At 49.5% G+C, this 19,112-nt stretch carries 16 protein-coding genes, 2 tRNA genes and 1 pseudogene; 16 read left to right on the top strand and 3 right to left on the bottom strand.

Annotation, left to right across the window (positions count from 1 at the left end):
* The first annotated feature begins 28 nt into the window (after positions 1 to 28).
* The gene (gene greA / locus BZG72_RS13820; protein ID WP_046075110.1) at positions 29 to 502 is read left to right on the top strand and encodes a transcription elongation factor GreA; all 474 of its coding nucleotides are present in this window, start codon (positions 29 to 31) and stop codon (positions 500 to 502) included.
* Between the two features lie 103 nt (positions 503 to 605).
* On the opposite strand, the gene yhbY is transcribed toward greA, so the two are convergent.
* A complete protein-coding gene (gene yhbY, locus BZG72_RS13815) occupies positions 606 to 902 on the bottom strand; it encodes a ribosome assembly RNA-binding protein YhbY (protein WP_046075111.1) in 297 nt (98 codons plus the stop codon).
* Between the two features lie 204 nt (positions 903 to 1,106).
* Between yhbY and rlmE the strand changes: the two genes are divergently transcribed.
* From rlmE to rpsO, 13 genes are all read left to right on the top strand, one after another.
* Positions 1,107 to 1,736, top strand: a complete 630-nt coding sequence (rlmE, locus tag BZG72_RS13810) for a 23S rRNA (uridine(2552)-2'-O)-methyltransferase RlmE (protein ID WP_077578311.1) — start codon at positions 1,107 to 1,109, stop codon at positions 1,734 to 1,736.
* 51 nt (positions 1,737 to 1,787) lie between these two features.
* A complete protein-coding gene (gene ftsH, locus BZG72_RS13805; RefSeq protein WP_046075113.1) occupies positions 1,788 to 3,737 on the top strand; it encodes an ATP-dependent zinc metalloprotease FtsH in 1,950 nt (649 codons plus the stop codon).
* A gap of 62 nt (positions 3,738 to 3,799) precedes the next feature.
* Complete coding sequence (folP, locus tag BZG72_RS13800) at positions 3,800 to 4,651, top strand: dihydropteroate synthase (RefSeq protein ID WP_077667053.1); 852 nt, start codon at positions 3,800 to 3,802, stop codon at positions 4,649 to 4,651.
* A complete protein-coding gene (gene glmM / locus BZG72_RS13795) occupies positions 4,651 to 5,988 on the top strand; it encodes a phosphoglucosamine mutase (RefSeq protein ID WP_046075115.1) in 1,338 nt (445 codons plus the stop codon). Before folP ends, glmM begins: the two co-directional genes overlap by 1 nt.
* A gap of 177 nt (positions 5,989 to 6,165) precedes the next feature.
* A complete protein-coding gene (gene secG, locus BZG72_RS13790; RefSeq protein ID WP_077667052.1) occupies positions 6,166 to 6,504 on the top strand; it encodes a preprotein translocase subunit SecG in 339 nt (112 codons plus the stop codon).
* A 7-nt stretch (positions 6,505 to 6,511) separates the two neighbouring features.
* Positions 6,512 to 6,598, top strand: a tRNA-Leu gene (locus BZG72_RS13785).
* Positions 6,599 to 6,661: 63 nt separating this feature from the next.
* Positions 6,662 to 6,738: transfer RNA gene (locus tag BZG72_RS13780), tRNA-Met, on the top strand.
* 422 nt (positions 6,739 to 7,160) lie between these two features.
* On the top strand, positions 7,161 to 7,616 hold the full coding sequence (rimP, locus tag BZG72_RS13775) for a ribosome maturation factor RimP (RefSeq protein WP_046075117.1): 456 nt from the start codon (positions 7,161 to 7,163) through the stop codon (positions 7,614 to 7,616).
* Between the two features lie 21 nt (positions 7,617 to 7,637).
* A complete protein-coding gene (gene nusA, locus BZG72_RS13770; RefSeq protein ID WP_077578313.1) occupies positions 7,638 to 9,125 on the top strand; it encodes a transcription termination factor NusA in 1,488 nt (495 codons plus the stop codon).
* Between the two features lie 21 nt (positions 9,126 to 9,146).
* Positions 9,147 to 11,864, top strand: coding sequence for a translation initiation factor IF-2 (infB, locus tag BZG72_RS13765; protein ID WP_077667051.1), 2,718 nt, complete (start codon positions 9,147 to 9,149; stop codon positions 11,862 to 11,864).
* Between the two features lie 86 nt (positions 11,865 to 11,950).
* A complete protein-coding gene (rbfA, locus tag BZG72_RS13760; protein ID WP_046075120.1) occupies positions 11,951 to 12,343 on the top strand; it encodes a 30S ribosome-binding factor RbfA in 393 nt (130 codons plus the stop codon).
* 3 nt (positions 12,344 to 12,346) lie between these two features.
* Positions 12,347 to 13,303 carry a tRNA pseudouridine(55) synthase TruB gene (truB, locus tag BZG72_RS13755; RefSeq protein WP_046075121.1) on the top strand — a complete coding sequence of 319 codons (957 nt, stop codon included), beginning with the start codon at positions 12,347 to 12,349 and terminating at the stop codon, positions 13,301 to 13,303.
* A 153-nt stretch (positions 13,304 to 13,456) separates the two neighbouring features.
* A complete protein-coding gene (gene rpsO, locus BZG72_RS13750) occupies positions 13,457 to 13,726 on the top strand; it encodes a 30S ribosomal protein S15 (protein ID WP_077667050.1) in 270 nt (89 codons plus the stop codon).
* A 137-nt stretch (positions 13,727 to 13,863) separates the two neighbouring features.
* Here the strand turns inward: rpsO and metE are convergent, their stop codons facing one another.
* On the bottom strand, positions 13,864 to 16,134 hold the full coding sequence (gene metE / locus BZG72_RS13745; RefSeq protein WP_077667049.1) for a 5-methyltetrahydropteroyltriglutamate--homocysteine S-methyltransferase: 2,271 nt from the start codon (positions 16,132 to 16,134) through the stop codon (positions 13,864 to 13,866).
* 101 nt (positions 16,135 to 16,235) lie between these two features.
* Between metE and BZG72_RS13740 the strand changes: the two genes are divergently transcribed.
* Both BZG72_RS13740 and BZG72_RS13735 read left to right on the top strand, forming a co-directional pair.
* Positions 16,236 to 17,156 carry a LysR family transcriptional regulator gene (locus BZG72_RS13740; protein ID WP_077667063.1) on the top strand — a complete coding sequence of 307 codons (921 nt, stop codon included), beginning with the start codon at positions 16,236 to 16,238 and terminating at the stop codon, positions 17,154 to 17,156.
* Between the two features lie 13 nt (positions 17,157 to 17,169).
* Positions 17,170 to 17,474 (top strand): annotated as a pseudogene (locus BZG72_RS13735) (transposase); the annotation flags it as partial.
* 104 nt (positions 17,475 to 17,578) lie between these two features.
* On the opposite strand, the gene BZG72_RS13730 reads toward BZG72_RS13735, so the two are convergent.
* Positions 17,579 to 19,112, bottom strand: a 1,534-nt coding sequence (locus tag BZG72_RS13730) for a sensor domain-containing diguanylate cyclase (RefSeq protein WP_077667048.1), incomplete at its 5' end; no start/stop codon positions are given.

Raw genomic sequence — 19,112 nt, 5'->3', positions numbered from 1 at the left:
CTGTGGATTGAAAGAGGTAATGTCATTTATGGATAAAGTGCCAATGACCGTACGCGGTGAGCAGCTGCTACGAGAAGAGCTGGACAAGTTGATCAAGCGTCGCCCTGAGATCTCCAACGCCATTGCAGAGGCGCGTGAGCTCGGCGACTTAAAAGAAAACGCAGAATATCATGCGGCTCGTGAAGAGCAGGGCATTTGTGAGGCGCAAATCCGTGACATCGAATACAAGCTGTCGGTGGCACAGGTGATTGATGTCACTAAGATGCCGAATAATGGCAAAGTGATTTTTGGCGCGACGGTCACCTTGATTGACGTGAGCACTGACGAAGAAGTGACCTATCGGATCGTGGGTGATGATGAAGCCGACATCAAAGCGAATTTGATTTCGGTGAATTCTCCCATTGCTCGCGGCCTGATTGGTAAAGAAGAAGGTGAAGAAGTGAGCATTACCACCCCAGGTGGCGTCAAAGAGTTCGAAATTGATAGCGTCGATTACGTGTAGGAAAGTGTTACGGAATGTAACTTTTCTCCGATGCTGACACAGTAAAAAGGCCGCAATGCGGCCTTTTTGTTATGCTACAGCACGTACTTGATCACACAGGTGATTATTTGCGTGGTAATTCAATTTTGCGTGCGTCGCTTTGGCGATAAATGACCAAAGTTTTACCGATCACCTGCACTTTTTCGGCGCCTGTTTCCCGTAGGATCGCGTCGATAATCAGGTTTTTGGTCTCACGGTCTTCAGAGGCCACTTTCACTTTAATCAGCTCGTGGTGGTCAAGCGCAAGCTCAATTTCAGCGACCACGGCTTCAGTTAAACCATTGGCGCCCATTAAGACTACAGGCTTAAGCGGGTGAGCCAGTCCTTTGAGATACTGTTTTTGTTTGGTGCTGAGTTTCATGTTGGCTCGATTTCTATTTGCTAGGGGTTGAAAACATGCCATTCTAACGCCATCTCACCACAAACTGAAACAGTAGAAAGTGGGCAGATGCCATGCACGTCGTCTGCTGGGTGAGAGTGAGTCTGTCTTTGAGAATAAGCTAACGCACACAATTGCCTGAATTTTATATGAATGTGGTGCATTGGCGGGCGTAGTAGGAACAACATGGCGAATAAAAAACACTCTGCCAGCTCAGGACGCTGGCTGAAAGAACACTTCGACGATAAGTACGTTCATGAAGCGCAGAAAAAAGGATATCGGTCTCGGGCTATTTTTAAGCTAGAAGAGATTCAGCAAAAAGATCGCATCTTGAAACCGGGAATGACAGTGGTCGATCTGGGCGCTGCGCCTGGAGGTTGGTCGCAATATGCCGCGACACAAGTCGGTGACGACGGGCAAGTGATTGCTTGCGATATCCTACCCATGGATCCTATGCCAGGTGTTAGCTTTCTTCAAGGGGATTTTCGCGAACAAGCGGTGCTCGACACCTTGCTCGAGCGCATTCAACCCAACCAAGTTGATGTGGTGATGTCTGACATGGCGCCAAACATGAGCGGCAATCAGGCAGCCGATCAACCCAAAGCGATGTATTTGGTCGAACTGGCATTAGAGATGTGCCGTGAAGTGCTGGGGCCGAAAGGCAGCTTCGTGGTAAAAGTTTTTCAAGGCGAAGGCTTTGATCAGTATTTGGCCGAGGTGCGTAAAATGTTTACAGCGGTCAAAATTCGAAAACCCGACTCATCCCGTGCAAGGTCGCGAGAAGTCTACATTGTGGCTACAGGTTATAAACTGTAGTACCCTTACATTTATCTATCTCAGTTATGCGAGGCTAACACCTTGAGTGACATGGCAAAAAACTTGATTCTGTGGCTGGTTATCGCCGTTGTCTTAATGTCTGTGTTCCAAAGCTTTGGACCAGGGGACAGCGCCGGTCGTCAAGTCGACTATACCTCTTTCGTACGCGAAATCGGCAACGATCAAATACAGGAAGTAAAATTTGACGATCGTGAGCTGAGTGTCACCCGACGTGACGGCTCACGCTATGTCACCTTTATGCCTGTGATGAATGATCCAAAGCTTTTGGATGATTTGCTTAACAAAAACGTGCGCGTGAAAGGGACGCCACCTGAAGAGCCAAGTATGTTGGCATCGATCTTCATTTCTTGGTTCCCAATGCTACTGCTTATCGGGGTATGGATTTTCTTCATGCGCCAGATGCAAGGTGGTGGCGGCAAAGGCGCCATGTCTTTTGGTAAATCAAAAGCCAAAATGATGAGTGAGGAGCAGGTTAAAACGACCTTTACTGACGTTGCAGGCTGTGATGAAGCCAAAGAAGACGTAAAGGAGTTGGTAGATTACTTGCGCGACCCAAGCCGTTTCCAAAAGTTAGGGGGTAAAATCCCAACCGGCGTATTGATGGTCGGCCCTCCGGGTACCGGTAAAACCTTGCTAGCCAAAGCGATTGCGGGTGAAGCCAAAGTACCGTTCTTTACCATTTCCGGCTCCGATTTCGTGGAAATGTTCGTAGGTGTGGGTGCATCACGCGTCCGCGATATGTTCGAGCAAGCGAAGAAAGCCTCACCTTGCATCATCTTTATCGATGAAATCGACGCTGTCGGTCGTCAGCGTGGCGCTGGGCTTGGCGGAGGTCATGACGAACGTGAGCAGACCTTGAACCAGATGTTGGTCGAAATGGATGGCTTTGAGGGCAACGAAGGCGTTATCGTCATTGCGGCGACGAACCGTCCAGATGTATTGGACCCTGCGCTATTGCGTCCTGGTCGTTTTGACCGTCAAGTGGTGGTGAGTTTGCCAGATGTGCGTGGCCGTGAGCATATTCTCAAAGTACACATGCGCAAAGTACCGCTAGGCAATGATGTCGATGCGTCACTGATTGCGCGCGGTACGCCGGGCTTCTCAGGGGCTGACTTGGCTAACCTTGTTAACGAAGCAGCATTGTTCTCTGCGCGTGGTAACAAACGTGTCGTATCGATGGTCGAGTTTGAACTGGCGAAAGACAAAATCATGATGGGTGCAGAGCGCCGTTCAATGGTGATGTCGGAAGAAACCAAAGAGTCAACCGCCTATCACGAAGCAGGTCACGCAATTGTTGGTCGCTTGGTGCCTGAACATGACCCTGTGTATAAGGTATCCATTATCCCACGTGGACGTGCATTGGGTGTGACCATGTACTTGCCTGAGCAAGACAGGATCAGCATGTCGCGTCAGCACCTCGACTCGATGATTTCAAGCCTTTATGGCGGACGCTTGGCTGAAGAGCTGATATACGGCAAAGAAAAAGTTTCGACGGGGGCGTCGAATGACATCGAGCGAGCGACGGATATTGCTCGCAAAATGGTCACGCAGTGGGGCTTCTCGGAAAAATTGGGTCCGCTTCTGTATGCAGAAGAAGAAGGCGAAGTCTTCTTAGGACGCTCGGTCGCGCAAACCAAGCATATCTCCGATGAGACAGCCCGACTCATTGACGCTGAAATTCGTGGCATCATCGACCGCAACTACGATCGCGCCAAGCAAATCTTGGAAGAAAACCTCGATATCATGCACGCGATGAAAGATGCCTTGATGAAGTACGAAACCATTGATGCAGCGCAGATTGATGATCTGATGGCTCGCCGTGACGTGCGAGAGCCCGCAGGCTGGGAAGGCGGTAATGGCGGTTCATCTTCAGATGATACGCCGAGCAAACCGGATGCCTCGAAAGCGAGCGAGTCTGACGAGCAATCTGACGACAAAAAACAAAAACCGCTTGATTCAGAAAACCAATCTGAAGCGTAAATCCCCATGAATGCAAACCCCGATACGTCGGGGTTTTTTTGATCGTGCTTGGAAACAAACACATGCAAATAACCCACAAGAATAACGCACTCCCCCTTACTCGCCCTGTCATCATGGGTATCTTGAATGTGACGCCGGACTCTTTCTCAGATGGCGGCCAGTTTCAGCACCGCGATATAGCGGTTGAGCGAGCGATGCAGATGCTAGCCGACGGCGCCACCATTTTAGATATTGGTGGCGAGTCGACACGCCCAGGTGCTGCTGATGTAGAAGAGCAAGACGAGATCAATCGTGTTCTCCCAGTCATTGAAGCGATTCGTGAGCAATCTGATTGTTGGATTTCGATTGATACCAGTAAGGCTGGTGTGATGCGTGCCGCAGTAAAAGCAGGCGCCAATCTCATTAATGATGTGCGAGCGCTGCAAGCGCCTGGTGCGTTGGAAGCGGCAGCGGATCTGCAAGTGCCTGTGTGCATCATGCACATGCAAGGACAACCACGGACAATGCAAGCGGCACCTGACTACCAAGATGTCGTGGGGGACGTGAAAGCGTTTTTAGCAGCACGTATCGAGGCCTGCACTGAGGCGGGGATCCGTCGACAGAATATTATTCTGGATCCCGGGTTTGGTTTTGGTAAGACGTTGGCGCACAACTATCAGCTTCTCGCGGATCTCGACGCTTTTCATGACTTCGGGTTGCCTGTATTAGCAGGGATGTCACGCAAGTCAATGATTTACAAGATGTTAGAAAAAACGCCGCAGGATATTCTGGGCGGTAGTCTTGCTTGTGCCACCTTAGCTGCGGCGAAAGGCGCACAAATCATTCGCGTTCACGATGTGAAAGAAACTGCTGATGCACTCAAGGTAGTCGCCATGACAGCGCATGTAAAAAATGGATTAGGAGAAGAAAAATAATGACAGAGCGTAAGTATTTTGGCACCGATGGTGTGCGTGGCAAGGTGGGGGAGTTCCCCATTACACCAGAGTTTATGCTAAAGCTTGGTTGGGCGGCAGGTCGTGTGTTATCACAACAAGGTACACGTAAGGTTCTGATTGGTAAAGACACGCGCATTTCTGGGTATATGTTAGAGTCGGCGTTGGAGTCGGGGCTCTCTGCGGCGGGTCTCGAAGCCGCCTTTACCGGCCCCATGCCGACACCTGCGATTGCCTACTTAACCCAAACGTTCCGCGCGGAAGCTGGGATTGTGATTTCGGCGTCACATAACCCGCATTATGATAACGGGATTAAATTCTTCTCCTCAGAAGGCACTAAACTGGCTGATGAGGTTGAGTTAGCGATTGAAGCTGAGCTGGAAAAAACACTGACTTGTGTCGAGTCGGCTGAGTTAGGTAAAGCCAGCCGCATTAACGACGCGGCCGGGCGTTACATCGAGTTTTGTAAAGGTACTTTCCCGAGCGCTTTAAGCCTGAGTGGCTTAAAAATTGTGCTCGATTGTGCTCACGGTGCCACCTATCACATTGCGCCTTCTGTGTTTCGTGAACTCGGTGCGGAGGTGACCACCATTGGCTGTGCGCCCAACGGTACCAATATAAACGATGAGGTGGGGGCCACGGACGTTCGTGCGTTACAAAAACAAGTCCTCGAACAAAAAGCGGACTTAGGCATCGCTTTTGACGGTGATGGCGACCGCGTGATCATGGTGGATCACCTTGGCAACAAAGTCGACGGCGACCAAATTGCGTATATTATCGCCCGCGAGAGCCTGCGCCGTGGTGAATTGAAAGGCGGTGTCGTTGGTACCCTGATGACCAACATGGGGATGGAGCTTGCGCTTCAGTCTCTCGGCATTCCGTTTGCGCGCGCCAAAGTGGGCGACCGTTATGTGATGGAAAAGCTGCAAGAGAAAGGCTGGCGGATCGGTGCAGAAAACTCGGGCCACGTCATTGTGCTGGATAAGGTCACGACCGGTGATGGCATTGTCGCCGCGTTGCAAGTGCTGGCGAGCATCGCCGCGACAGGGATGGATCTTAAAGCCTTAAGCGATGGCATGACGCTGCTGCCCCAGGTGTTAGAGAACGTCCGTTTTAGCGGCACGGTTGACCCGTTACAAAGCGCGCCTGTGCTGGCAGCTAAAGCCAGTGTAGAGGAAAAGCTGGGCGAACAAGGACGTGTACTGTTGCGTAAATCGGGCACTGAACCTTTAATCCGAGTGATGGTGGAAGGGCCTGAGGCCGACAACGTCCACGCTTATGCGCTTGAAATCGCAGAGGCGGTGAAAGCGAATTGTTGATAACGGTCGAGCGGGTGGTCATAGATTGCGCAAACAGCGTCGAAATCAAGGTTTTTTGCAATTTCCTCTTGTTTCGTCACCGCGCTTTCGCTAGTATTCACCCGCTCCCAACAAAGGGGGCTGCGCTGGCTGAGAAGTAACACTGCCGGCTCAACAACCTGGAGCATAGGTGGAACCATGTACGAAATTCTACTTGTGATTTATCTGTTGGCCGCAATCGGTGTAATTGGCCTGGTTCTGGTTCAGCAAGGTAAAGGCGCAGATATGGGAGCCTCGTTCGGGGCTGGAGCATCAAATACAGTATTTGGCTCTGGCGGCTCTGGAAACTTTTTGACCCGAATGACAACCGGTTTTGCAATTGCATTTTTTGCCCTGAGTTTGGTGCTTGGTAACCTCTCTGCACATAAGCCTGAAGCAAAAGGCGGTTTTGAAGATTTAAGCGAGCCTGCTACACAACAGCAAGCGGCGCCAAAAGAGGACGAAATCCCTGTTGATAACAGTGAGATCCCTCAGTAAAAATTGAGCCGAGGTGGTGGAATTGGTAGACACGCTATCTTGAGGGGGTAGTGCCTTTATAGGCGTGCGGGTTCAAGTCCCGCTCTCGGCACCAAGTTCACAAAGGGCATTTGCTTGCACCTTTGTTGCAAAAAGCGATATAATAGTCGCCATCGGACGCGGGATGGAGCAGTTTGGTAGCTCGTCGGGCTCATAACCCGAAGGTCGGCGGTTCAAATCCGTCTCCCGCAACCAATTTTAGGTTGGTGAAGTGAAATATCAGGTTGAATGCAATCAACACGACCTTCGGTCGGCGCCGTTGCACGGCGCGATAAAATCCGCTTCCTACAACCAATTTCAAGTTTGTTGTTAACATAACGGCTAAACTGAATAACGCGTTAGCGTTTCTTACTTAAGCCACGCTAACCGGGCTAGCCACGTGCTAGCCTTTTTGCCCTCGGGGCAGCACGAAGCGGACCAATAAGCCTTTGTGCAGAGAGTTACTCTCTCGTTATTGCTGAGATGATTCCGACACCAGCGATAACGGCTACGCTACTGGCGTAGCATCAGGGTCCAGTTACATTAAACCCCGATCTTCGGGGTTTTTTGTTATCTGAAGAAGACCATTCGGATAGTAACTGGGCTTTTAAGCCCTTTTTTTATTTCTGGGGTTTGGAATGACAGGATTAGAGAAACAACTGACTGAACTTTTGGCCGCGCCGGTTAAGGCGTTGGACTATGAGTTGGTTGGGCTTGAATTTGTTCGAGCTGGCCAACATTCGACACTGCGTATCTTTATTGACCATGAAAATGGCATTACCGTCGACGATTGTGCCGACGTGAGCCGTCAAGTGAGCGCAGTGTTGGATGTAGAAGACCCAATCACAGTGGCTTACAACCTAGAGGTGTCATCACCAGGTGTTGATCGTCCACTGTTCACCGCTGATCATTATCAGCAATTCATCGGGCATGAAGTGAACATCGTGCTGAAAATGGCTATGCAAAACCGCCGTAAGTGGAAAGGAGAAATCCTTTCTGTCGATGGCGATACCATCACGGTTCGCGTTGACGGCCAAGATGAGGCGTTTGCCTTGAGTAATATCGCCAAAGCAAACCTGGTTCCTTCATTTTAAGAGTAAATGAGGCATTAGTAGATGAATAAAGAAATCTTGGCTGTTGTCGAAGCGGTCTCAAACGAAAAAGCCGTTCCGCGTGAGCGTATTTTTGAGGCACTGGAAACCGCACTGGCAACGGCAACCAAAAAGAAGTACGAAGCCGACATTGATGTACGTATCGCCATTGATCGCAAATCCGGTGAATTCGATACTTTCCGTCGTTGGCTCGTGGTTGACGAAGTGACACAGCCTACGCGTGAAATCACGCTAGAAGCCGCACAGTACGAAGACGAAACCTTAGAGTTGGGTGGCTACGTTGAAGATCAGATTGAATCTGTTGCCTTTGACCGTATTACCACCCAAACGGCTAAGCAAGTGATCGTACAAAAAGTGCGTGAAGCTGAACGTGCGCAAGTGGTTGAGCAGTTCATGGACAACGAAGGTGAACTGGTTACCGGTGTGGTCAAGAAGGTTAACCGTGATGTGATCATCGTTGACCTAGGCAACAACGCGGAAGCGGTTATCCAGCGTGAAGATCAACTGCCGCGTGAAAACTTCCGCCCGGGTGATCGGGTACGTGGTTTACTCTACGCCGTCCGTCCTGAAGCACGTGGCTTCCAACTGTTCATGACTCGCTCAAAGCCGGAAATGCTGAGTGAGCTGTTCCGCATTGAAGTGCCAGAAATTGGCGAAGAAATGATTGAGCTGATGGGCGCGGCGCGTGACCCTGCTTCACGGGCAAAAATTGCCGTGAAAACCAACGATAAACGCATTGACCCTGTGGGCGCCTGTGTGGGTATGCGTGGTGCGCGTGTGCAAGCCGTATCGACCGAGTTGGGTGGTGAGCGTATTGATATCGTGTTGTGGGATGATAACCCGGCGCAGTTTGTGATCAATGCCATGGCACCGGCCGACGTAGCCTCTATCATCGTCGATGAAGACACGCACTCCATGGATATTGCCGTTGCGGCGGATAACTTGGCGCAGGCGATTGGCCGTAATGGTCAAAACGTCCGTTTGGCATCTCAACTAACCGGTTGGGAACTGAACGTGATGACGGTTGAAGATCTACAGAAAAAACACCAGGAAGAAGCGCAAGCCTCTGTCGAATTGTTCGTGAAGTACCTCGATATTGACGAAGACTTTGCCGAAACCTTGGTGGAAGAAGGGTTTACCACCCTTGAAGAAGTGGCCTATGTGCCAACCAGCGAAATGCTCGAAATCGATGGACTAGATGAAGACACCGTCGAGATTTTGCGCGCACGTGCCAAAGAAGCGTTGACCACCATCGCGCTGGCACAAGAAGAGTCGCTGGGAGATGTTGAACCTGCCGAAGATTTGCTGGCACTGGATGGTCTTTCTCGTGAAATGGCCTTTAAACTCGCCGCTAAAGGCGTGAAGACCTTGGAAGATCTGGCTGATCAAGGTACTGACGATCTGTTAGATATCGACGGATTAGATGAGACCAGTGCAGGTGAGCTGATTATGGCCGCGCGTAATATCTGCTGGTTCAGCGACGAAGCGTAAAGACGGCAAAGGAGGAGCAGAATGTCAGAGGTTACAGTACATACACTGGCGAAGGAAATTGATACGCCAGTCGATCGTCTGCTGAAGCAGTTTAAAGAAGCTGGTATGCAAAAGTCGGCTGACGATCAGGTAAGCCAAGATGAGAAACAAGCTTTGCTCGCGCATTTAAAGCGTGAGCACGGTGATAACGGCAATGCTCCGACGCGTCTGACGCTTCAGCGCAAGAAACGTAGCACACTGAGCGTGTCAGGGGCTGGCGGAAAGAACAAAGATGTCCAAGTTGAGGTACGTAAGAAGCGTACCTATGTGAAGCGTAGCGACCTTGAAGAGCAAAAGTCAGCGCAAGAAGCGGAAGAGCAAGCGAAACGCGAAGCCGAAGAAAAAGCGCGTCTAGAAGCCGAAGAGCAAGCGAAACGCGAAGCAGAAGAGAAAGCCAAGCGTGAGGCGGAAGAAAAAGCCAAACGTGAAGCAGAAGAGAAAGCCAAACGCGAAGCCGAAGAAAAAGCTAAGCGTGAAGCCAAGCCGCAAGCGCAACCGAACACTGAGCAGTCTAAAGAAAACGCAGCGGATACTGCTGCAGCTCAAGCTGCTGATGCGCAAGCGAAGAAAGAAGCTGATGAACTTAAGCGTCGCCAGGAAGAGGAAGCCAAGCGTAAAGCTGAAGAAGAAAGTCAGCGGCAGTTAGAAGAGGCACGCAAAATGGCAGAAGCAAATCAAGAACGCTGGTCAGATCAAGACAAAGCACTCAATACCATGGAGGCGGCTGATCACCATACAGTCACTTCCGAGTATGCCCGTGAGGCAGAAGACGAGGCGGATCGTCGCGAAGAAAGTGCCGCCCCGCGTCGTAAGAAGAAGAAAAAAGCGAATGCCGCTGAGGATAAAACCACTCGCGGCCGTCGTGGCAAAGGTGGAAAAGGCAAAGGCCGCATGGCTAAGCCATCATCGATGCAGCATGGTTTTAAAAAGCCAGCGCAGAAAGTAAACCGTGAAGTTGAAATCGGCGAAACCATCACCGTAGCGGAGCTGGCCAACAAAATGGCTGTTAAAGGCGCCGAAGTCATCAAAACCATGATGAAAATGGGTGCGATGGCGACTATTAACCAAGTGATCGACCAAGAAACCGCGCAATTAGTGGCGGAAGAAATGGGCCACAAGGTTATCCTACGTAAAGAGAACGAGCTGGAAGAGGCTGTACTCTCGGATCGTGATAGCGATGCACCCGCCGCACCACGTGCGCCGGTGGTAACTATCATGGGTCACGTTGACCACGGTAAAACCTCGCTGCTTGACTACATCCGTAAAGCGCACGTTGCGACGGGCGAAGCGGGCGGTATTACCCAGCACATCGGTGCGTATCACGTACAAACCGACAATGGCATGATCACCTTCTTAGATACCCCTGGACACGCCGCGTTTACCGCGATGCGTGCACGTGGTGCGGGTGCCACGGATATCGTTGTCTTGGTGGTCGCAGCTGATGATGGCGTGATGCCACAAACCAAAGAAGCTATCCAGCACGCGAAAGCGGCAGGTGTGCCTTTGATTGTTGCCGTCAACAAGATGGATAAAGAAGGCGCTAACCCTGACAGCGTGAAAAACGAGCTAGCACAGTATGACGTTATCCCAGAAGAATGGGGTGGTGAAAACATCTTCGTGCATGTTTCGGCAAAACAAGGCCAGAACATTGATGGCTTGCTTGAGTCTATCTTGCTGCAATCAGAAGTGCTTGAACTGAAAGCGGTCGAGCAAGGCATGGCGCGCGGTGTGGTGGTTGAATCACGTCTTGATAAAGGCCGTGGTCCTGTCGCGACAGTGCTGGTTCAAGAAGGTACCTTGAACAAAGGTGATATCGTTCTGTGTGGCTTGGAATATGGCCGTGTCCGTGCGATGCGTGATGAGAATGGCCAAGACGTAGAGCATGCGGGTCCGTCAATTCCGGTTGAGATCCTCGGTCTGTCTGGTGTGCCAGCAGCGGGTGACGAAGCCACGGTTGTGCGTGACGAGAAGAAAGCCCGTGAAGTGGCGCTGTATCGTCAAGGCAAGTTCCGTGACGTGAAACTGGCGCGTCAGCAAAAAGCCAAACTGGAGAACATGTTCTCGAACATGGCTGAAGGTGAAGTGGCTGAGCTGAATATCGTGCTGAAAGCGGACGTTCAAGGCTCTGTCGAAGCGATTGCAGATTCACTGGTCAAACTGTCAACGGATGAAGTGAAAGTGAAGATCGTCGGCTCAGGTGTCGGTGGTATCACTGAAACTGACGCTGTCTTGGCCGCTGCGTCTAATGCGATCATTTGTGGCTTTAACGTCCGTGCGGATGCGGCGGCGCGTAAGACCATTGAAAATGAAAGCTTGGATCTGCGCTATTACTCTGTCATCTACACCATGATTGATGAAGTGAAACAAGCGATGAGCGGTATGCTTGCGCCTGAGTTCAAACAAGAAATCATCGGTCTGGCAGAAGTACGCGATGTCTTCAAATCACCGAAACTGGGCGCCATTGCCGGGTGTCAGGTTTCTGAAGGTGTGATTAAGCGTAACAACCCAATCCGTGTACTACGTGAAAACGTGGTTATCTACGAGGGTGAGCTAGAATCACTGCGTCGCTTCAAAGATGATGTGAACGAAGTGAAAAAAGGCTACGAGTGTGGTATCGGCGTGAAGAACTACAATGACGTTCGCGTTGGTGACCAGATTGAAGTCTATGAAACGGTTGAAATTCAGCGCTCAATCGACTGATTAAGCGTATAAATCAACCAGGTTGTTTGGATACACCGTGGGGGGAGGCGCATGCGCTTACCCCCATTTTATTGAGAGAAAAGAAAATGGGTAAAGATTTTAGCCGCACAGACCGCGTCGCCCATCAGCTGCAAAAAGAAATTGCACTGATACTGCAGCGCGAGATTAAAGATCCGCGCATTGGCATGGTCACTGTCTCTGATGTTCAGATTTCACGTGATTTGGCGTACGCGAAGGTTTTCGTCACGTTTTTAACCGTTGACGAGCAAGCACCGACAGAAAGCCTCAAAGCCCTCAATGAAGCGAGTGGTTATATCCGCTCTTTGGTTGGAAAGGCCATTCGTTTGCGTGTGACCCCAGAGCTGACGTTTGTGTTTGATGAGTCACTCACTGAGGGTATTCGTATTTCCAACTTGGTAAGCAAAGCGGTGCGCAGCGATGATGAGCGCCGTGGTGAAGATGACAAAGGTGAGGAGTAACAGATGGCGCGTCGTCAACGTCGTCGAGGTCGTCCAGTCGATGGCATTATCCTGCTCGATAAGCCCACGGGCATGACCTCTAATGATGCCTTACAAAAAGTAAAACGCATCTTTTTTGCCGAAAAAGCAGGCCATACGGGCGCACTTGATCCACTCGCAACCGGTATGTTGCCCATTTGCCTGGGCGAAGCCACCAAATTCTCCCAGTTTCTGCTCGACTCTGATAAGCGTTATCGCGTGGTCGCAAAACTGGGTGAGCGGACGAACACCTCTGACGCCGATGGCGACGTGGTGGAAACCCGAGATGTGAAAGTTAACCTAGGCTTACTCGAGCGTTGTATTGCTAAGTTCCGTGGTGAAACCCAGCAAATTCCTTCTATGTTCTCGGCGCTGAAGTACCAAGGGAAACCTTTGTATGAATACGCGCGCCAAGGTATCGAGGTGCCGCGTGAAGCGCGTACCATCAAGGTGTATCAGATCGAATTGCTGCGCTTTGAAGGTGACGAGATAGAAATGGAAGTGCATTGTTCCAAGGGCACTTATATTCGCACTATCGTCGACGATCTGGGTGAAATGTTGGGCTGTGGGGCGCATGTGACGGCCTTACGTCGTACTGGCGTATCAGCCTACCCAACGCGCCAGATGGTGACGCTTGAGCAACTGGAAAGCTTGCTCAATCAAGCCAGAGAACAAGAGATCCAGCCTAAGCAGTTGCTCGATCCTTTGTTGCTGCCACTCGATACCGCGGTGCAAGACTTACGTGAAATTAACTTGCTGCCGGTGATGGCCAGCTATGCATTGCAAGGGCAAGCGGTTCAAGTGCCCAATGCTCCCACGAGTGGTTTTGTTCGCTTAACGGCGGGCGATGAGCGTCACTTTATTGGGGTGGGAGAAATTGACGCCGATGGCTTGGTAGCACCGCGTCGTTTGGTGGCCAGTCGCCAGCCCGACGCACGCTAGAAACATGATGCCTTTGCGCGTGGTGACGGCAAAAAGAGGCGCGGATAGATTGCTACCTTAGACGAAAGTCAGTAGAATACGCGCCTTCGGGCACCGGCTGAATCAGAGATTGGCTGGTGCATGATAATCACACACTCTTATTAGGAGAGCATTATGTCTCTGACTGCAGAAGCAAAAGCACAAATCGTTGCTGATTTTGGTAAAACTGATAACGACACTGGTTCACCAGAAGTTCAAATCGCCCTTTTGACCGCATCAATCAACGATCTGCAATCGCACTTCGCTGAGCACAAAGGTGACCACCACAGCCGTCGTGGCCTGCTACGCATGGTTTCACGTCGTCGTAAGCTGCTGGACTACCTGAAAAAGAACAACGTTGACCGTTACTTGGACGTTATCAAGCGTCTAGGCATCCGTCGCTAAGATTCTGGAGAAAAGGGAGCTCAGGCTCCCTTTTCTTTTGCGATAAAAAACGCGCCACCGGAGTTATCCGTGGCGCGTTTTTTTATTTGACGCTATCTTGATTCTTCGCCTTGCTGACGCAGCGCCATTGACGCTGGTTATTGGCGAAGTGTTTTTGCTGCGGCGACCATGTTTTCTAATGCTGGGATCACTTCATCCCATTGCCGGGTCTTTAATCCACAGTCCGGGTTCACCCACAACCTTTCTTCGGGGATCCGCGCAGCGGCTTTGTTCATCAAGCCCACAATTTGTGCTTGAGTGGGCGTATTGGGGGAATGAATATCGTAAACGCCTGGGCCGATGTCATTGGGATAATCAAAGTGATCAAACGCGTCCAGCAGTTCCATATCCGAGCGTGAGGTTTCAATGGTGATGACGTCAGCGTCCATATCCGCAATCGATGCAATGATGTCGTTAAACTCGGAGTAGCACATATGGGTGTGGATTTGCGTCTCGTCACTCACGCCATTAGCCGCAATTTTAAACGCATTGATGGCCCAGTCGAGATAGTGTTGCCATTCACTGCGACGCAGAGGTAGGCCTTCACGCAGGGCTGCTTCATCAATCTGAATGATCTTGGTGCCAGCTTTCTCGAGATCTTGCACCTCTTGGCGGATCGCCAGTGCCAGTTGGTTGCAGGTTTGCGCTCGCGGCTGATCATCGCGGACAAACGACCAGTTGAGAATCGTCACCGGTCCGGTAAGCATGCCCTTGAGCGGCTTATCGGTGAGAGATTGTGCGTACTGCGTCCATTCTACGGTCATTGCTTTCGGGCGTTCGATATCACCAAATAAAATCGGCGGCTTCACACAGCGAGAGCCATACGATTGCACCCAACCGAACTGGCTAAACACATACCCATCCAATTGTTCACCAAAGTATTCCACCATGTCATTACGCTCGGCTTCACCGTGGACCAAGACATCGAGCCCGAGAGCTTCTTGTTTGTCGACCGCATGGGCGATCTCTTTGCGCATAATGTCCTGATAGGTCACCGCATCAATCTCGCCTTTTTTGTATTGCAAGCGCGTCTGGCGAATGGTGCTCGTCTGTGGGAATGAGCCAATGGTAGTGGTCGGGAAGCGTGGCAGGTTGAGCTGCTCGTGTTGCAAGCGAATGCGTTCTGCAAACGGGCGTTGTCGCTTACCCAGATGCGGTGTAATCGCCGCCAATGCAGCTTGCACATTAGGGTTGTGCACGCGTGGTGACTGCTGACGACTCTCAATAGCCTGGCGGTTGTCGGCCAGTGCTTGTTGAACGCTTTGCTTGCCATGGTTGAGCGCGTTGGCAAGCACATCCAATTCATCAAGCTTTTGATGGGCAAAGGCGAGCCAGTTTTTTACTTCAGGATCGAGCTTGTGTTCGCTGGTCAAATCGACGGGCACATGGAGCAATGAACAAGAGGGGGCGAGCCAGAGACGATCGCCCAGTGCTTGGTGAATGGGTTCAAGCCAAGCTAGCGTGGCATTAAGATCGGTTCTCCAAACGTTACGGCCGTTAATCACACCAAGAGACAGGACTTGGTGATCGCCAAGTGCTTCTTGGTACGACGCAACATCCCCTCGGCCACGAATCGCATCCAGGTGCCAACCGTCAACGGGCAAGGATTGCGCCAATTGACGATTTTCAGCTTGCTCGCCGAAGTAGCTTGCCAGCAATAACTTCACGTTGGTTTGGCTTAGCGTCTGATACGCGGTTTTTATTGCTGTTTGCCACGCAGGGGCAAGCTCAGTGACCAAAATAGGCTCATCGATTTGAACCCATTCAACACCTTGTTCTGCCAGCGTGCTCAGGAGCGATTGATAAACTGGCAAGAGTTCATCAAGCAGATCCAGCTTGTTAGAAGCATCTTTTTCTTTGCCTAACCACAGATACGTGACGGGGCCGACTAAAACAGGTTTAGCCTGAACACCGGTTTGTTTGGCTTCTTCTATTTGCGCCAATAGATTTTCAGCATGCAAGCTAAAGGTGGTTTGTGCTGTGAATTCTGGCACGATGTAGTGATAGTTGGTGTCAAACCATTTGGTCATTTCACCAGCGTGGACACACTGGCAGCCAGTATCGTTCGCCGAGCGGCCACGGGCGACGCGGAAATAGTTATCGAGGGTGTTATCTTGATGATCAGCCACACGATCAGGGACATTGCCGACTAAAAAGCTGGTGTCGAGTACATGGTCATAAAAGGAAAAGTCACCCGCTGGAACGGCATCGAGCTTACCTTGTTGTTGCCAATGGGTACGGCGTAGAGCCGCCGTAGTATTGGTTAAATCTTGCTGGGATGATTCGCCACGCCAGTAACGTTCGAGTGCAAATTTTAGTTCGCGCTGTGCCCCTATGCGGGGAAAACCGAGGTTATGAGTTTTAGCCATCTATACGTCCTCCTTTGAGTTGAGTTCAGCATAGGGCTTTCTCGTTATGAACTAAAATGGCATTATTTCATCAATTAATGAAATTTGGTCATGGAAAAGACATGTTAGAACGTCATCATCTTCATATTCTGCGTGCCATCAAAGAGCAAGGATCGCTTACCGCCGCGGCAGAGACGCTTTATCTCACCCAATCTGCCATTAGCCATGCGATGAAAAAATTAGAAAGTCAGATAGGCGTTAGCCTGTGGAAAAAATCAGGCAGACAATTACATTTCACTCAGGCTGGTGAGTACTTGCTGACCCTCTCTGAGCGTATGCTCCCTCAATTTGAGCATGCCGAGCAGCAACTTAAACAATTTGCACAAGGTCAGCGCGGCACCCTGCGCATTGGCATGGAATGTCACCCCTGCTATCAGTGGCTGCTTAAGGTGGTTGAGCCTTTCTTGCACCAATGGCCGGATGTGGATGTTGACGTGAAACAAAAGTTTCAATTCGGTGGTCTAGGGGCATTATTTGGTCATGATATTGATGTGCTCGTCACTCCGGATCCCTTGTTTAAACCAGGGATTGAATACGTCTCCGTGTTTGATTACGAATTAGTGCTTGTGACTCATCCACAGAGCCCGCTGGCATCGCAGTCTCATGTCGAACCCCATCAGGTGACACAAGAAGTGCTCATTACCTATCCTGTTGACCAAGCGCGTTTAGATGTGTTCACGCAGTTTCTCGCCCCGGCACATTGTGCGCCACGCAAACACAAAACCATTGAAACAACAGATATTATGCTACAAATGGTTGCCGCAGGCCGAGGCATTGCGGCCTTACCGAAGTGGCTGGCAAAAGAGTACCAACAACAACTTAACTTACATGTTCTACGTATGGGAAAAAGCGGCATCAATAAATCCATCCATCTAGGAATACGTGCTGGAGAGAAAGAGGATTATATCGAGGATTTTATTCGGCAGGCGAGTTATTGTTCAGAATTCTGTTTCATTTCATTAGACTGTATCAAAAAGGGATGATATATGACTGTAATACCCCATCGTTATTAAGTCCTGGCGCAATAAATGGTTCACACTCTCTACTTACTTCAAATACCCGAAATACGTACGTGCCGCCATTTATACGACGAACGCCGTTGAGGCCGCGCACCGTCAGTTCCGCAAATTGACTAAAAACAAAGGCGGTTTTGCGAACGAGAACAGCTTGCTCAAGCTGCTCTATGCGGGTATGTTGAAGACGTCTGGGCGTTGGTCTCACCCGTGCAGAACTGGAGCCTGACGCTATCGCAGCTGAGCATTCACTTCGAAGGCCGACTGGATGATCACATAGACCTATGAAAAATTGGCTGACACAGAATATTGAACACCCTCCGCGCTATGGCAAAGCCTATGTTCTTATGGGTATGTAGGGTTTATTAACCGCTTACGAAACAACGCCTACCTTATTCGTCTATACCATCTTGCTCGTTCCAAAAGCAGTAATGATTCTTTCCATTGTTTTTAGCTCGGTACATTGCTTTATCAGACTTTATGACTAGCCTGTTTATAATAGTATCATCATCTGGAAAGACAGAAACACCAACACTTAACGAGACAAAGCTGAGCTTGTCAGTGTGAGATAGCGTCGTTCTTACTGATGACATCACTTCATCGACTAGTAGCTTAATAGCATTATAATCAGGCATGTTGGCTAATATAAGCAAGAACTCATCTCCACCAATCCTTGCCACAACATCAGTTTGTCGGACTAACTCCTTTAACGTATTAGCTATGTCGCACAAAACCCGATCCCCTGTTTGATGCCCAAAGCTATCATTTACTCTTTTGAAGTTATCTAGATCAACAAAAATTACAGCGACATAATGACCTTTTTCTTTTGATGATTGAGTTATAACCTCTAGTTTTTTCATCGCGAAATCACGAGTGGCCAATCCTGTCAAATTATCATGGTTAGCCAAGTGTTCTAACTGAGACTTTAACTCTTCTCGCTTCTCAGCATTATTCTTAAATACAACAAGTGCTTTGGCCATTTGGCCAATTTCATCCTCACGCTGACTAATATAAACGTTAGTCGAGAGGTCATTTTTTGCTAGCCGTAGCATTGTACTTGTCATTGTCCTTATCGGGTTTGATATGCTAACACCTAATAAATACCCTGAAAAAACAACAAATACAAAAACGATAAGATTAGTAAACAGGAATATTTGACTCATTTCCGATACAGGCTGGAATACCTCATCTTGATCGACCTCAGCAATCATCACCCACTCAATGCCTTTGAAAGAGATAGGGGCATAAGCGGAGTACACACGTCGCCCTCGGTAATCGGTAAATAACCCTGTTCCTGATGAGCCTTGTAAACCATCTCTTGATGGCACAGTCYCCACTCTAGTCTTCAGTATATTATTGTGCTCTAAAAATCTGGAGTCACTTCGCATTAAAAAATCAGATCCGACTAAATAGGTTTCGCCAGTGGCTCCCATTCCCGCCGTCACTTGCATGATTTTATTTATAGGTTCAATAGGAAGCTGAAAGATTAACGCGCCCATGTAATTAACATTTCTATCAAAAACAGGAGTCCCTATAAAACTCGAGGGTATATTATTATTGGGCTCATAAAAATCAATATCTGAATAGTATACTTCACCAGGCTTTCTTTCATTATTTATTTTACTAAACAGTTTTGAAAGAGAAGAGTCTTTCCATGGGCCATGGATTAGATTTGTTGCATAGTCTTCATCTTTTTTTACCGTGTACACCAAGTTACCATCCGTATCAACCAAAAACATGTCATAGTAGGTTTTTGAACGAACAAGGTTTAAAAATATAGGATGGTAATACTGATGTTTTTCGCTATAAACACTACCATCGTCTGGTGAAAGGAAGTGGTCTCTCTGCCCTGATGGAAATGGGTTATCCCTTATATAGATGTTTTTTAGATATCTTTCTCGATTATTTGGTATGTCATCAAAAGAT

This window comes from Salinivibrio sp. PR6, assembly GCF_001995955.1.
Lineage (GTDB): Bacteria > Pseudomonadota > Gammaproteobacteria > Enterobacterales > Vibrionaceae > Salinivibrio > Salinivibrio siamensis.
Note: the sequence above shows the minus strand (reverse complement) of the source record. Positions and strands in the feature narration are given on the sequence as shown.